The sequence below is a fragment of the Streptomyces sp. NPDC055815 genome (assembly GCF_053616475.1).
In genome coordinates this window covers 64,151-78,572 of record NZ_JBSHDU010000032.1, presented here as the reverse complement: position 1 = coordinate 78,572, position 14,422 = coordinate 64,151, and the positions used below count along the sequence as shown (strand labels likewise).

The 14,422-nt window shown below is 73.2% G+C and carries 12 protein-coding genes and 1 tRNA gene; 9 read left to right on the top strand and 4 right to left on the bottom strand.

Annotated elements, in window-relative coordinates; genetic code table 11:
- The first annotated feature begins 60 nt into the window (after window positions 1-60).
- Genes ACWGN5_RS21370 through ACWGN5_RS21355 form a run of 4 tightly spaced genes read left to right on the top strand, consistent with a single transcriptional unit; the run spans window position 61 to window position 4,871 of the window.
- Entirely contained in the window at window positions 61-900 is an 840-nt protein-coding gene (locus ACWGN5_RS21370; protein ID WP_453517401.1) for a phosphatase PAP2 family protein, read from the top strand.
- Window positions 833-1,957, top strand: coding sequence for a hypothetical protein (locus ACWGN5_RS21365; protein WP_453517399.1), 1,125 nt, complete (start codon window positions 833-835; stop codon window positions 1,955-1,957). Before ACWGN5_RS21370 ends, ACWGN5_RS21365 begins: the two co-directional genes overlap by 68 nt.
- Complete coding sequence (locus ACWGN5_RS21360; RefSeq protein ID WP_453517397.1) at window positions 1,948-3,537, top strand: hypothetical protein; 1,590 nt, start codon at window positions 1,948-1,950, stop codon at window positions 3,535-3,537. Before ACWGN5_RS21365 ends, ACWGN5_RS21360 begins: the two co-directional genes overlap by 10 nt.
- Window positions 3,534-4,871, top strand: a complete 1,338-nt coding sequence (locus ACWGN5_RS21355) for an AAA domain-containing protein (RefSeq protein ID WP_453517396.1) — start codon at window positions 3,534-3,536, stop codon at window positions 4,869-4,871. The genes ACWGN5_RS21360 and ACWGN5_RS21355 overlap by 4 nt, the downstream gene beginning before the upstream one ends.
- Here ACWGN5_RS21355 and ACWGN5_RS21350 read toward each other — a convergent pair.
- Entirely contained in the window at window positions 4,855-5,472 is a 618-nt protein-coding gene (locus ACWGN5_RS21350) for a peroxiredoxin-like family protein (protein WP_453517393.1), read from the bottom strand. The genes ACWGN5_RS21355 and ACWGN5_RS21350 overlap by 17 nt on opposite strands.
- Window positions 5,473-5,551: 79 nt before the next feature.
- Here ACWGN5_RS21350 and ACWGN5_RS21345 point away from each other — a divergent pair, with 79 nt between their 5' ends.
- From ACWGN5_RS21345 to ACWGN5_RS21330, 4 genes are all read left to right on the top strand, one after another.
- Window positions 5,552-6,169: a TetR/AcrR family transcriptional regulator gene (locus ACWGN5_RS21345; protein ID WP_453517392.1), complete on the top strand. Its 618-nt coding sequence runs from the start codon at window positions 5,552-5,554 to the stop codon at window positions 6,167-6,169.
- Window positions 6,170-6,308: 139 nt separating this feature from the next.
- A complete protein-coding gene (locus tag ACWGN5_RS21340) occupies window positions 6,309-6,665 on the top strand; it encodes a hypothetical protein (protein ID WP_369144412.1) in 357 nt (118 codons plus the stop codon).
- Between the two features lie 188 nt (window positions 6,666-6,853).
- Window positions 6,854-7,483 carry a hypothetical protein gene (locus tag ACWGN5_RS21335; protein ID WP_453517389.1) on the top strand — a complete coding sequence of 210 codons (630 nt, stop codon included), beginning with the start codon at window positions 6,854-6,856 and terminating at the stop codon, window positions 7,481-7,483.
- Window positions 7,474-7,547, top strand: a tRNA-Lys gene (locus ACWGN5_RS21330). Before ACWGN5_RS21335 ends, ACWGN5_RS21330 begins: the two co-directional genes overlap by 10 nt.
- Window positions 7,548-7,613: 66 nt before the next feature.
- On the opposite strand, the gene ACWGN5_RS21325 is transcribed toward ACWGN5_RS21330, so the two are convergent.
- Window positions 7,614-8,864 carry a M6 family metalloprotease domain-containing protein gene (locus ACWGN5_RS21325; protein ID WP_453517450.1) on the bottom strand — a complete coding sequence of 417 codons (1,251 nt, stop codon included), beginning with the start codon at window positions 8,862-8,864 and terminating at the stop codon, window positions 7,614-7,616.
- Between the two features lie 354 nt (window positions 8,865-9,218).
- Between ACWGN5_RS21325 and ACWGN5_RS21320 the strand changes: the two genes are divergently transcribed.
- Window positions 9,219-11,093, top strand: coding sequence for a putative bifunctional diguanylate cyclase/phosphodiesterase (locus ACWGN5_RS21320; protein WP_453517387.1), 1,875 nt, complete (start codon window positions 9,219-9,221; stop codon window positions 11,091-11,093).
- A 116-nt stretch (window positions 11,094-11,209) separates the two neighbouring features.
- On the opposite strand, the gene ACWGN5_RS21315 is transcribed toward ACWGN5_RS21320, so the two are convergent.
- Both ACWGN5_RS21315 and ACWGN5_RS21310 read right to left on the bottom strand, forming a co-directional pair.
- Window positions 11,210-12,916: a glycosyl hydrolase family 18 protein gene (locus ACWGN5_RS21315; protein WP_453517386.1), complete on the bottom strand. Its 1,707-nt coding sequence runs from the start codon at window positions 12,914-12,916 to the stop codon at window positions 11,210-11,212.
- A gap of 245 nt (window positions 12,917-13,161) precedes the next feature.
- Window positions 13,162-14,292 (bottom strand): LLM class flavin-dependent oxidoreductase, encoded by a 1,131-nt coding sequence (locus tag ACWGN5_RS21310; RefSeq protein ID WP_453517383.1) that lies wholly within the window; start codon window positions 14,290-14,292, stop codon window positions 13,162-13,164.
- Window positions 14,293-14,422: the final 130 nt, after the last annotated feature.

Genomic DNA, 14,422 nt, shown 5'->3' with positions numbered 1-14,422 from the left:
CCCCGGGGGGCGGGCGGCGTCCCCTCCCCCGGGGCGATCACCGACGGGGGGAACCGATTCATGCGCAGGCCACGCTGGTGGGCGGAGCTGTCCCTGATCGCCGTCGTGTACGCGGCCTACTCGGGCGGGCGGCTCCTGGTGAAGGGCGACGAGGCCTCGGCCGTGGCGCACGGGCTCGCGATCCTGCGGTTCGAGGAGGGCCTCGGGATCGACGCCGAGCACCCGCTGAACCGGCTGTTCACGGACGTCCCCGCGCTCGGGGTCCCCGCGGACTTCGCGTACGCCTCGCTGCACTACCTGGTCACCCCGGCGGTCCTGGTCTGGCTGTTCCGCCGCCGCCCCGCCCGGTACCGGGCCGCCCGCACCTGGCTGATGCTCTCCACGCTGCTCGGGCTCGTCGGCTTCACGCTGCTCCCGACCTGCCCGCCCCGGCTGCTCGACGCGGCCCACGGCTTCACCGACACGATGGCGCACTTCGCCTCGTACGGCTGGTGGGGCGGCGAGGCCAGCGCGCCGCGCGGGCTCGGCGGTCTGACGAACCAGTACGCGGCGATGCCCAGCCTGCACGTCGGCTGGGCGCTGTGGTGCGGGGTGATGCTGTGGCGGTACGGGCGGACGCCGCTCACGAAGGCCCTCGGGGTGCTCTGTCCGCTGGTCACCGCGCTCGTCGTGATGGGGACCGCCAATCACTACCTGCTCGACGCGGTCGCCGGGGCCGCCGTGATGGGCGCCGGGCTGCTCCTCGCCCCGTACGGGCTGCGGCTCGCCGACCGGATCCGCGGAAGGGCGGAAGCTCCCCCGGTTGTCAGTGGCGGATGCGAGACTTCCACGGGTGAGCGCATCCCTGGACAGCGGTCTGTCCGCACCACCGCAGACGACACGACGAAAGCTGCTCGCTGAGCTGCGTGGACCGGGGGTCGTGCCGCGCCCGCTGGACGCCCGGGCCCTCGCGGCGCTGGCCGCCAACCCGGGCTGCAAGCGGCGGGCCGTCCTCGACGGCGCCGGGGTCGACAAGTCGGCGCTCGCCGCGAAGCTCGGCTCGCCGGCACCGTTCGGTCAGTCGCAGTTCGCGATCGTCCGCGGCAACTCCTTCGAGGCGAAGGTCAAGGCGGACGGCGGCCGCGAGCTGCTGCGCCTGATCGGCGTCGAGGAGCCGGGCGAGGTGTCGGTGCCGGACCTCGCGGCGGCCGGACCCGAGGGCCGGGTGGCGCGCACCGCGCTCGCGCTGCGGGAGGCGACCGAGGCGGGGACGTGGGCGCTGCTCGACCACCCGCTGCTGGCCCTCGAGGTCGCCGGCTCGCCCGTCTACCTGGAGCCGGACGCGGTGGTCGTGCGCCCCGACGGCGGGTGGACGGTGGTGGAGATCAAGTCGTTCCCGATGATCGACGGCTCGGCCGACGCGTCGAAGGTCGGCGCCGCGGCCCGCCAGGCCGCCGTGTACGTGCTCGCCCTGGAGCGGGTGGCGGCCCGCACGGAGGGCGCGCGGGTCGCGCAGTCGGTGCTCCTCGTCTGCCCGAAGGACTTCTCGAACGTGCCGACGGCGTCGGTGGTCGACGTCCGCAAGCAGCGCTCGGTGACCCGGCGGCAGCTGGCCCGGCTGACCCGGATCGACGAGATCGCGCGGGCGCTGCCGGAGGGCCTCAGCCTCGACGTGGTGGAGCGGACGGCGGAGGAGCTGACGGCGGCCGTGGAATGTGTGCCCCACCAGTACGCGCCGGAGTGCCTGGCCGCCTGCGAGCTGGCCTTCCACTGCCGGGCGCGCTCCCGGGAGGCGGGCGCGGTGGAGACCCTGGGCCGTTCGGTACGGGGCGAGCTGGGCGGCCTGACGACGGTCGGCGCGGTCCTGGCGGCGGCGCGCGGCGAGGAGGGCGACCCGGAGGACCCGGCGGTGGCGGCGCTCCGAAGGGCGCGGGCGCTGCGCGAGGAGGCGCTGGCGGGGGTGGCGGCATGTCGCTGATCTCCACGCTCGCCCGGATGGAGGCCGTCGAGTCGGGCCGGGCGCAGCCGCTCGCGACCGTCCGGCACCGGCGTCTGTCGGAGCGGCCGCTCGTGCTCGTCCCCCTGACGACCGCCGGTGAGGCGGGCGCCCCGCTGGGCGCGCTCGTCGGCACCGACCCGGAGGAGCCGCGGCTGCTCGTGGTGCCGCAGCCGCGCGACCGTGACCTGCGGTTCGCGTTTCTCGCCGACCTGGCCGAGGAGGTCCTGCCGTACGTCGACTCGTTCACGGACGTCGTCGAGGCGGCCGAGAGGAACGAGGTCGACCCGGAGACGGGCAAGAAGGTGAAGGTCGAGGTCGAGCTGTGCGCCGACGCGCCGCAGCTGATCGTGCCGAGCCGGGCGGGCGTCGAGTACGTACGGCTGCTCGGCCGGTCCACGCGGTTCCGGCGGACGGCCGAGCAGGACCCGGAGACGCCGTTCCCGGCGCCGCCGCGGGTGCCGCTGCTCGGGCGCTGGCTGACGCACTTCGGCGAGCGGGCCCGGGTGCCCGGCTCCTCGCTGCTGCTCGCGGCGACCGACCTGCTCAACCGGCACTGGGCGACCGGCCAGTCCTCCCTGGAGGACCAGCACCTGGGCGCGCTGCTCGCCTGGATCGACCCGTACGACGGGGAGCCGGGCGCGGAGGCGGCGCTGCGGGCCGAGGTGGGCCGGGACGCGCAGGGCCAGCTGCTGTGCCCGCCGGCCGGTCCGGCGACCGACCCGGCCTTCGACAACAAGCTCCTGGCGCCCGCGATCGAGCGGTACGACCGGGCCCGGCAGGCGCTCGGCGCGGCCGAGGACGGCGAGGCGGCCGACACGGGCCTCGGCGAGCTGCACGCGGCCGAGCGGGAGCTGCGCCGGCTCGTCGTCTCGCAGCTGAAGCCGACCTGGGACGCGGTCTGGCGGGCGATCGGGCTGCTGCGGGAGCTGCCGGAGGGCGCCAGGGTCGAGGACCGCTGGACCCGCGACCGCTGGTCCTTCACCGGCCACCGGGACCGGGTCGCGGCCGGTGAGCCGCCGCAGCCGCGCCGGGACGACGCCGTCACGGCGGCGCAGAAGCTCGCGGCCCGTGAGCAGGCGCAGGGGCAGCTGGAGGCGCAGGAGGCCCTCGACGACCCGCTGGTCCTGGCGGGGCGGCGGCTCGCGGGCGAGGCGTTCACGGCCGAGGTGGTCGAGGTGACGATGGCGTGGACGGAGTCGAAGCGTCCCGCGCCGCGCCCGCTCGTGACGGTCCGGACCGACGACCGGCCGCACCTCGGCGAGAGGGTGAGGGTGTACCGCTCGCTCGACGGGAAGCCGCAGACGGCCGAGTTCGTGCGGTACGAGGAGGACGGCTCGCTGCTCCTGCGGATCCTGGACCGGATGGGGCGGTCCAAGGAGCCCGCGGAGGGCTCGGTGCCGGAGAAGGGCGAGCGGATCGCCTGGACGCTGTTCGAGCACGACCAGCGGGTCGGCCCGAAGCTGCCCGACCCGGAGGAGACGCCCTGGACGCACGGCGGCCCGCCGCGTACGGACGCCGTGGAACTGCCCGACGCCGTGACCCCCGAGGACGTGCTGTGAGCCCCGAGATCTTCGACCCGTCGGCGGAGGCCGCCCGGGCGACGGACGCCATCCTGGCGGACACGCTGTACGGCACCTCCCGGGGCGTCGTCGTGGACTCCCCGCCCGGCGCCGGGAAGTCGACGCTCGTGGTGCGGGCCGCCCTGGAGCTGGCCGCCGCCGGGCGGCCCCTGATGGTGGTCGCCCAGACGAACGCGCAGGTGGACGACCTGGTGCTGCGGCTCGCGGAGAAGGAGCCGGACCTGGAGGTGGGCCGGCTGCACTCGAACGACTCCGACCCGTACGACAAGGCGCTCGACGACCTGGCCAACGTACGGAAGTCGGCGAAGGCGGGCGAGCTGACCGGGCTGCCGGTCGTGCTGTCCACGGCCGCCAAGTGGGGGCACGTGAAGAACGTCGAGCCGTGGGCGCACGCGATCGTCGACGAGGCGTACCAGATGCGCTCGGACGCGCTGCTCGCGGTGGCGGGCCTCTTCGAGCGGGCGCTGTTCGTCGGCGACCCGGGGCAGCTGGACCCGTTCTCGGTGGTGGGCGCGGACCAGTGGGCGGGGCTCTCGTACGACCCGTCGGCGAGCGCCGTGTCCACGCTGCTCGCGCACAACCCGGAGCTGCCGCAGCACCGGCTGCCGGTGTCCTGGCGGCTGCCCGCGTCGGCGGCGCCGCTGGTGTCGGACGCGTTCTACCCGTACACGCCGTTCCGCAGCGGCACCGGGCACGGGGACCGGAAGCTGTCCTTCGGGGTGGCCGCGGACGGTTCGGGGACCGACCGGGTCCTCGACGAGGCCGCCGAGTCCGGCTGGGGCCTGCTCGAACTCCCGGCCCGGCACACCCCGCGCACCGACCCGGAGGCGGTCGGCGCGATCGCGCTGGTCGTGCGGCGGCTCCTGGACCGGGGCGGCGCGGCGGTCTCGGAGCGCTCGGAGACCCCGGTCCCGCTGACCCCGGACCGGATCGCCGTCGGCACCGCCCACCGCGACCAGGCGGCGGCGGTCCGGGCGGCGCTCGCGGAGCTGGGCGTGGCGGGCGTGACGGTGGACACCGCGAACCGGCTCCAGGGCCGCGAGTACGACGTGACGGTCGTCCTCCACCCGCTGTCGGGGCGCCCGGACGCGACCGCCTTCCACCTGGAGACGGGCCGGCTGTGCGTGCTGGCCTCCCGGCACCGGCACGCGTGCATCGTGGTGTGCCGCGCGGGCGTGGCGGAGCTCCTCGACGAGCATCCGTCGACGGATCCGGTGCAGCTGGGGGTGGCGGTGTCGTTCCCCGACGGCTGGGAGGCGAACCACGCGGTCCTCTCCCACCTGGAGGAACACCGCGTCAGCTGGACGCCCTGAGTTCGGCGGCCAGGGCGAGGAGTTCGTCGACCGACCACTGGTCGTAGGCGTGCTCGCCGTACTTCGCGGCGGCGACGCGACCGTCCGGGGCGATCAGGAAGTCGGCGGGAAGGCCGAGCCGGCCGGCGGGCTGGGAGCCGGCGGGCAGCCGGTCCCGGCCCCGGAGCACCTCCCAGGCGCTGCGGAGCACGGACCGGAGGATCACGGGCCACACCCGCGGGTCGAGCAGGGCCCGGCGGTGGGCCTCCACGCCGAACTCGGCGTAGAGGGCCTTGCCGGGGTCCGCGACGACGGCGAACGGAAGATGGGCCACGTGCTCGCGGAGCTCGTCGGCGGGGGAATGGAAGAGGACCACCTCCCGGATCCCGGCCCCTTCGATCTCCTGGTGCCGCAGGACCACCGACCTCAGGTGGAGGTTGCAGACCGGGCAGCCGGCGAAGCGCCGGAACTGCACATGGGTGGCACGCTCGGGGTCCGGGAGGGTCAGCGGAGGACCCAGGACCGGGGTGAGCGTCCGCGCGGGCACGGAACGACCGGGCTCCAGGCGGGCGTGGGGCCGGGGCGTGCGGGGCGATGACGTTCGGGGAGGGGACGTGTTCATGGGACACCTTCCTCGTGGGCACGTAGGCGTACGCCGTACTCCTAACAGCGTAGGCGTAGGGCGTACGCTGTCAACCGCCATGCCTCGCCCCCGCTCCCTCACCCTGGACCGACTCGCCGCCGCGGCCCTCACCGTCATCGACCGCGACGGGCTCGCCGCCCTGTCCATGCGCACCGTCGCCAAGGAGCTCGGCATGAGCCCCATGGGGCTCTACCGCTATGTGAGCGACCGCGAAGAACTGGAGGGTCTCGTGGTCGACCGTGTCCTGGGCTCCGTCGACACCACCCCGCCCGCCGCCGACACCCCCTGGCAGGAGCGGATCCAGACCATGGCCGGGCGGTTGCGTGAGGCCATGGCCCGGCACCCGGAGGCGATCCCGCTGACCGTCGCCCACCGACACCACGCGGCCGGGGGCCTGCGCTGGTCGGAGACGGTGCTCGGCATCCTGACCGAGGCGGGGATCGACGGCGGGCGGCGGGTCGTCGCCCTGCGCGCGCTCCACGGGTACATCACCGGGGCGATCCAGCTCGAACACCTGGGGCCTCTCGCCGGGGAGGGCACGGCGACCATCGCGGCGCTGCCCGAGGACCGGTTCCCGCACCTGGCGGAGACGGCACGGGCCGCCGCCACGGTCAGCCCCGACCAGGAGTTCTTCGACGGCCTCCGCCTGCTGCTGCGCGGCCTCGGCCAGACATAGAGCGGCGGCCGGCGCGGTCAAACCGGGGCTCGGGGGACACCGGGGGCGTACGGGGAAGGTCTCGCGCTCTTGCGGGGCGCGAGACAATGGAAGACGGCCCGGGATTCCGGGCCGTGCCTGTGCGAGGAGGAGAAGAACGATGGCGGAACCCGCGGAGCGGAGCGCACAGCGGCGGCTTCGGCCGGCACCGCTGATCTTCGAGCCTGCCGAGGCGACCGCCGATCCGGAGCACTTCTTCGACCTGGAGTCGATAGAGGATCCGCGCGAGCTGCTGTCCCGGGCGACGGAGCTGACGCTCGCGTTCCGGGCGGCGACGGACCGGGCGACCGAGTTCCAGGCGATCGCGGCGGCTCAGCTGGCCGATCCGCGCCGGTTCGACCGGCTCACGGCGGCGGACGTCGCCGAGCGGGCGGAGTGGACCGAGGACTACGCCCGGAAGATGATCGAGTTCGGCCGGGACCTGATCCGTACGAACGGCCGCCCGTCGGAGGACTGAGCCCCGCGCCGCCGTCGACCTGGCGGCCCGGCTCGGAGGCGTACCCGCCTGGCTCGGAGACGTACATCTGACCGAAAAAGCCCCCCTGGCATATGCCGAGGGGGCACGATACTCCTCGGCCGCCTCTCCTGTCCGGGATTCCGGGAACACTCGGCAATCGCTCCATCACGCCCGGTAGACCTGGATCCATGACGACCTGGCTGCGCGACGAGACCCCGCACGACATCTTCCGGTTCCTCCGGGAGGGCGACGAGGGACGGCACCAGACGGCCCGGGTGACCGCCGACGGGGCCGCCTGGCTCGCCTCGGCCGCCGGGGGGCGCGACGGCGCCGCGCTGACCCGCTGGGAGTCCCGGCCGGCCTCCCCCGCCGCGCTGCCCTGCGGAACGGTCTTCGACGTCGTCAACGTGGACCCGGTCTTCGGGCGGCGGATGCTGGACCGGCTGTGGGAGGAGGGCCCGGGTTCGGGGCCCGTCGCGGTGCACCGGGGCCGGATGATGCTGTTCGCCGCGCCGGGGACGGCCCAGCGGCTGCCGGCCCTGCTCGACTGGGAGGAATGGGGGGACGCGGTCCCCCGGCCGCTCTGTCACGGCCTCGGGGACGCGGTGACCGTGCCGCCGCTCGTGCCCTCCGGCTCCGCCGGGCCCCGCTGGCTGGTGGCCCCCGACACCCGGAACCCGTGGCTGCCCGGTCCCGAGGTCGTGCTCTGGGCCTGTGTGCGGGCCGTCCGGGCGGCCTCCGCCGCCGACGTGCGGGTATCGATTTTTCCTCCCGCCGATCCGGATGCTAATGTCTACGACGTCAGCAGGCGCCGCTAGCTCAGTTGGTTAGAGCAGCTGACTCTTAATCAGCGGGTCCGGGGTTCGAGTCCCTGGCGGCGCACAGACGGAAGAAGCCCCTCGCGGAAGCGGGGGGCTTCTTCGTGTTCCGGTTTCTTCGTGTTCCGGATCATCCCTTGCCCGGCGGGGTGATCTTCACGTTCCAGACGCCGGACCCGGTGCGCTCCAGGACCTCCACGCGGACGCCCGTCCCCGGCACGGTCAGGGTCTCGCCCTCCCCCACGGGTGCGTCCGCGAGCGGCGGGTAGACGGAGTTCTCCGCGCACGCCTCGGTGTGCGGGTGCGCGTCCACGACCTCGACCGGGCCGTCGCCGGAGGCCGCGCCGTTGCGGACCCGGTAGACGAGGACGCCCTTGGTGCAGGTGTCGGCGTCGTTCCCGGCACCGCTGCGGGCCTCGATCGCGAGGACGCTGTCGGGGCCGGTGCGGACGACGGCGAGCCGGGTGCCGAGGGTGCCGCCGTCCGTCGGCGGGGCGTCGGTCGGCTCCAGGCTGACCAGCCGGGCGCCGGGGCCCTGGACGCAGGTCACCTGGGCGCGGGAGAGCCAGCCGAGCTTCCACTTGTGCCAGCCGAAGAGGTCCGGGGAGAGCCCGAACTGGCTGCCCATGACGTCCCAGTCGCCCACATGGGTGTCCCAGTCGCCCTTGCCGTCCACCGGGCGGTGGTAGAGGTCGGGCAGGTCGAAGACGTGGCCGGTCTCGTGGGCGAGGACGTTGCGGTCGGGCGGGTGGCGCTCGAAGACCGTGACGACGCGCTTGATCTCGGTGCCGTCGACCTCCAGCGGGCGCTCCAGGTTGACGACCTTGGTCGCGTCGGAGTCCACGCCGGGCGCGTCCGGGTCGGCGACCAGGTAGACGACGTCGTACCGGGAGAAGTCGACGTCCTTGTCGGCGGCGGCGATCGCGTCGCGGAGGTAGGCGGCCCGCTTCCCGGCGTCCCAGTCACGCCGTATGTCGTAGTCGGCCGACTCGTGCGGCATCGGCGTCCAGTCGGCCCGGGGGTGCGGGCGCAGGCTGAAGCGCCCGTAGGAGGCGCGGTCGAAGAACTCGCTCGTGGCGGGGAAGTGGTCGGCGGCGAGTTCCGCCGGTTCGGTGAGCGGGGCCGAGTCCGGGAACGACAGGAAGATCATGACCGCGTCGAGGGTCTGGTTCGGGCGCGTGTACGAGCCGTTCCAGGTGTCGAGGCCGAGCGAGTGATGGGCGGCGGTACGCGGCAGGACGCAGGGACTCGCCGAGGACGCGCCGACGGCAGGGCCGGCGACGAGCCCGGTCGCGGCCAGGGCGGCGAGCGAGGTGAAGGCCGCCGCGCCGGCACGCAGCCGCGGGCGTTCCACTCCCCCGGGTGGCTGCTGACCCCTCACGTGGACCTCCGGATCGGGAATGCGGGACACCCCACCCACCTTGTGATGGTTCGCGGGGTTTCGCATGTTTCCGCTGCCCCGGTCGGGTGAGGGCCCGCCATCGGGTCGACGCGACACGGGCGCGCTTCAGCTCACGGAAAGTCACATTCGGTCAGGCCCCCGACGGCCCGTGTCAGACCCGTGCAGAAACGATCGGGCGGAGGTGTGCGGTGGGCGGCCTCACAGCCGCCGGGCCCCGTCACCGAGGCCTGGGAGCTGGAACGCTCCTCCGGCTGGCTCTATGATCGGCTCACTCTTCCTTGGCCGACCATCCCGATCACATGTGACCGGCCCGACTGCACACGGGAGCGAGCGGTGAGCGGAACCCCCGAAGGACCGGTGCACCCAGAGCCGGCGGAGACACACGCGGCCGAGCCCGCACTCACGGAGCGTCACCTCACGCGACGGGCGGCCGAACTCAGCGACTGCCGCGCCGCGTTCCTGGTCGCCCAGCTCGCCATGGCCGTCGTCGACGAGAACGGCGTCGTCGTCCTCGCCAACGACTCCTTCGGCACCCTCCTCGGCAGCGAACCCGCGGCGCTCCGGGAGCAGGCCGCGGCCGACCTCGTCGACCTCGCCTCCGACGGACGCACCTGGCACGCCTACCGCGAGGTGCTCGGCGGCCGCCGATCCCGCTTCCGCTGCACCCGCCGCCTCAAACACGCCGACGGGCGCTCGCTGTGGGCCGAGGTCACCGTCGCCCCCGTGCCCGACAGCCGGCGCGTCCTGCTGTCCATCGCGGACATCAGCGACCGGCGCGAGCTCCACGCCCGGCTGCGCCACCTCCAGATGCACGACCCGGTGACCCGGCTGCCCAACCGGGCGCTGTTCTTCGAGCGCCTCTCCGGCGCCCTCGAGGCCGCCGCCCAGGACGCCGCACACGCCGAACCGGTGGTCCCGTCACACGAATCACATGAGTCGTACGAGTCGTACAGCTATGGCAGAACAGGGCGGATCGGCCTCTGCTACCTGGACCTCGACGGCTTCAAGGCGGTCAACGACACCCTCGGCCACCGGGTCGGCGACCGGCTCCTGGCCGCCGTCGCCACCCGTCTGACGGAGTGCGCGGACAGCGACGGCTACACCCGCAACGGCGGCCACCTCGTGGCGCGGCTCGGCGGCGACGAGTTCGCGATCCTCGTCGAGGACTCCACCGGCACGGAGCAACTGGCCGATCTGGCCCGCTCGGTGCTCGACGCCCTCCAGCGCCCCTTCGACCTGGGCGGACAGCGGCTCTCGGTCTCCGCCTCCATCGGCGTGGTCGAGCGCGCGGCGCCCGGGACGACCGCGACCGCCCTCATGCAGGCCGCGGACACCACGCTGTACTGGGCGAAGGCGGACGGCAAGGCCCGCTGGACGCTCTTCGACCCCGAGCGCAACGCCCACCGGATGACCCGGCAGGCGCTCTCCTCCACGCTGCGGCCGGCCGTGGAGCGCGGGGAGTTCGCCCTGGAGTACCAGCCGCTCGTGGACCTGGCCGACGGTGCGGTGCGCGGGGTGGAGGCGCTGGTGCGCTGGAACCACCCGCAGTTCGGCTCGCTCGCGCCGAATCGGTTCATCGGGATCGCCGAGGAGGACGGCTCCATCGTGGAGCTGGGCCGCTGGGTGCTCGACACCGCCTGCCGGCAGGCCCGGCAGTGGCAGAAGGACCATCCGCGGGAGCGCCCCCTCTTCGTCAGCGTCAACGTGGCGGTCCGTCAGGTCTGGGACTCCGACCTGGTCGCGGACGTGGCCGGCATCCTCGCGGAGACCGGTCTCGCGCCGCACCTGCTCCAGCTGGAGCTGACCGAGTCCGCCGTGATGGGCTCGAACGGCCGGCCGCTCCAGGCGCTGCAGGCGCTGAGCGACATGGGCGTGCGGATCGCGATCGACGACTTCGGCACCGGCTACTCGAACCTCGCCTATCTGAGCCGGCTGCCGGTCTCCGTCCTCAAGCTGGACGGCTCCTTCGTCCGCGGCTTCCAGGACGAGGAGCACGCCAACCCGGCGGACGAGCTGATCGTCGAGGCGCTCGTGCACCTCGCGCACCGGCTCGGCCTCACCGTGACCGCCGAGTGCGTCGAGACGGCCGGGCAGGCGAGCCGGCTGCGGCGGATCGGCTGCGACACCGGGCAGGGCTGGCTGTACTCGCGGGCGGTGGCCCCGGACCGTATCGCCGAACTGATCGGCACGGAGCCGCTGCCGGTCTGACCCGCAGGAAGGCTCTGACCGCGCATGAAGGGTTCTGCCCCGCAGGAAGGGCATGGAACTGCCCCCGGCCGGAGGGACATTCCGGGCGGGGGCAGTGGTTCATTCAGCGGGCCGGATCAGCAGGCGCCCTGGTCCTTCCAGACGCCCCACTCGCCGGTCGTGCCCGGCTCCTCGTTCTGGGTCCACCACTGGGCGAGCCACTTGTGGCCCTTGTGGGAGACGACCGAGCCGCCGGTGTAGACCGTGCCGGCCACGTACGCCGGGGCGGTGCAGCCGGTGGGCGGCGTCGTCGGCGGGGTGGTGGGCGGCGTGGTGGTCGGCGGAGTGGTGGGCTCCGTCGTCGGCGGGGTCGTGGGCGGGGTGGTCGGGCTCGTCGGGGAGGAACCGACCGCCGTCACGATGTCCTTGAAGAGGGTCGCGTTGGCGTCGAGGCCGAGGAGCGAGTACATCATCGCGCCGGCGAGACCGCGCTGGTGGGCGTAGTCGGCGCGGGCCTGGATGGTGCGCTTGTCCAGGCCGGTGAAGAACTCGCCGTCCTTGTAGAAGTACGCGGACTTGGCCTGGTCGTCCCAGAAGGTGGTGGCCGCGTTGTCGACGATGCCGCCGAGCTCCTTGTAGTACGCGATGCCGGCCGCCTGGCTCAGCGGGCGGGCGTTGGAGCCGCCGGTGGCGGTCTGCGCGAGGCCGTTGGTGGTCCCGGCGGGGACGCCCTTCCAGCCGCGGTAGTAGAACTCGTAGCCGAGGGTCAGCTTGTTCGCCGGGAAGCCGCCGGTGATGCCGTAGGCGGGCTTGCCGTCGATCCAGGAGTCGATGGCGTTGTCGATCGAGTACTTCTCGGTGCCCGGCTTGATGACGTCGGTCGGGTCGTTCGTGCCGGAGTTCAGCGGGGACTGGTGGTACGTCGGCCCGTCGCCGTCCCAGGCGCCGTGCATGTCGTACGTCATGATGTTCGCGTAGTCGAGGTACGCGCCGATCTTGTCCGTCTCGATGTTCTTGATCTTGTCCTGGCCGGCCGGGAGCGCGGCGGTCAGGAGGTACTTCTTGCCGCCGTGGGCCGCGCCGTACGCGTCGAGCTGCTTGCGGAACTCGGCGAGCAGGAGCGTGAAGTTCTGCTTGTCCTCGGGGGCGTAGTGGTTGCCGAGGTGGCCGCCGTCCGAGCCCGGGTACTCCCAGTCGATGTCGATGCCGTCGAAGATGCCGGCCGCGGTGCCGGGGCCGCCGTAGCCGCCCTCGACCGGGAGGTCGCCCTGGATGTACTGCTTGATGCAGGAGGCGACGAACTTCTGACGGCCGGCGTCGGTCTTGGCCACGTCCGAGAAGTACTTGGAGTAGGTCCAGCCGCCCAGCGAGATGTTGATCTTCAGGTTGGGGTGCTTCGCCTTCAGCTCCTTGAACTGGTTGAAGACGCCCACGATCGGCTGGTCCCACTTGTCGGCGACGCCGTCGACGCTGTCCGCGGCCGAGAAGGACTTCTGGTAGTCGGCGTACGAGTCGCCCGCGCCGTCACCCGCGTTGGGGTTGTTGTCGTCGCCCGCGGCCTTGTTCGCCTCGAAACAGGTGAGGTCGGTGGGGTGGATGTTGCCGAACGAGTAGTTGATGACGTCCAGGTTCGCCGCGATCCCCCGCTCGTCGAGGTGCTTCGGGTAGAAGGCGTTCCCGTAGACGCTCCACTGGTCGTAGTACGCGATCTTCACGCCGCCCGTGGAGGCGGTCGTGGCGGTCTCGGCGGCCTGGGCGGAACCGAGGCCGGCCGTGGCGGCGAGGGCGCCGGCGGCGAGGGCCGAGCTGAGAAGCGCGGCGATCAAGGGCTTACGGGGGTGCACGTGCTGCCTCCGAGTGGGGGTGGCGGTACGGAAGTTGGAGCAGTGATATCCGCCGCATGAACAGCGCGTCAATGGTCTGAACCAGATTGAGGACTAGACCAATTTGAAGGGGAAAGCCCTTGTCAGAGCCGTGAAGCACAAAACGGAACCGCTCGCCACCATCGGTGACGAGCGGTTTAAGGTTCACTTAGGGGAGGGCGGCGGTTCGTTGGGGAGTGAACCAACCGGGCCTCGACATCAGGGTTTCACAGCGCGGGAACCTCAGGGAGATCCCCGAGATCCGGGAGCTCGTACGCGTCGGCGATCAGCTCGTAGCTCCGCACCCGCTCCGCGCCGCCGTGCCCGTTGGCCGTGATCATCAGCTCGTCCGCGCCCGTCCGCTTCCGCAGGTCGTCCAGGCCCGTGCGGACCTCGTCCGGGGTGCCGTAGACGATGTTCGCGAGCCAGCCGTCCACGAACTCCCGCTCGGCGGGGCTGAATCCGTACGCCTCCGCCTCCTCGGGCGTCGGCACCAGACCGGGCCGCCCGGTCCGCAGCCGCAGCATCGCGAGCGCGCCGGCGAGGACCTGGCGGCGGGCCTCGGCCGCCTCCTCGGCGGCGAAGGCCGAGACGCCGATCATCGCGTACGGGGCGTCGAGGACCCCCGAGGGCCGGAACGAGTCCCGGTAGAGGTCGAGCGCCGGGATCGTGTTCCTGGCCGAGAAGTGATGGGCGAAGGCGAAGGGCAGCCCGAGCAGGCCCGCGAGGCGGGCGCTGAAGCCGGAGGAGCCGAGCAGCCAGATCGGCGGGCGCCCCTTCGGGCCCTGCACCGGGCCGGGCACGGCATGGATCCGGGCGTACGGATGCCCGTCCGGGAAGTCGTCGTCCAGGAACCGGGTCAGCTCGGCGAGCTGCTCCGGGAAGTCGTCCGCACCCTCGTTCAGGGTGTCGCTGCGGCGCAGGGCGGCGGCCGTCGCGCCGTCCGTGCCGGGGGCGCGGCCGAGGCCGAGGTCGACGCGGCCCGGGGCGAGGGCCTCCAGGGTGCCGAACTGCTCGGCGACGACGAGCGGGGCGTGGTTGGGCAGCATCACGCCGCCCGAGCCGAGCCGGATGCGGCGGGTGTGCGCCGCGAGGTGGGCGAGGATCACGGCCGGCGAGGAGGAGGCGACCCCGGGCATGGAGTGGTGCTCGGCCACCCAGTGCCGGTGGAAGCCGCGCCGCTCGGCGAGCCGGCTCAGCTCGACGCTGGTGGCGAGCGCCTGGGTCGCGGTCCGCCCGCTGCCGACGGTCACCAGGTCCAGTACGGACAGCGGTACGGGCGCGGTCCCCCGTGCCTCTCCTCGAATAGCGTCGCTCACCGTCGGAGCCCTCCTCGGCACACGTACAGATACATCCATCGACTAACAGGAGGGTGTCTCCGCTTATTCCGCCCTCCGCGCGGCGAAATTTTCTCCCCCGTCCATTGGCCGAACACCGACGCCCGGCACCCCGGCGCACGCCCCTGACCTGAGGCTCTGCGCACCACCC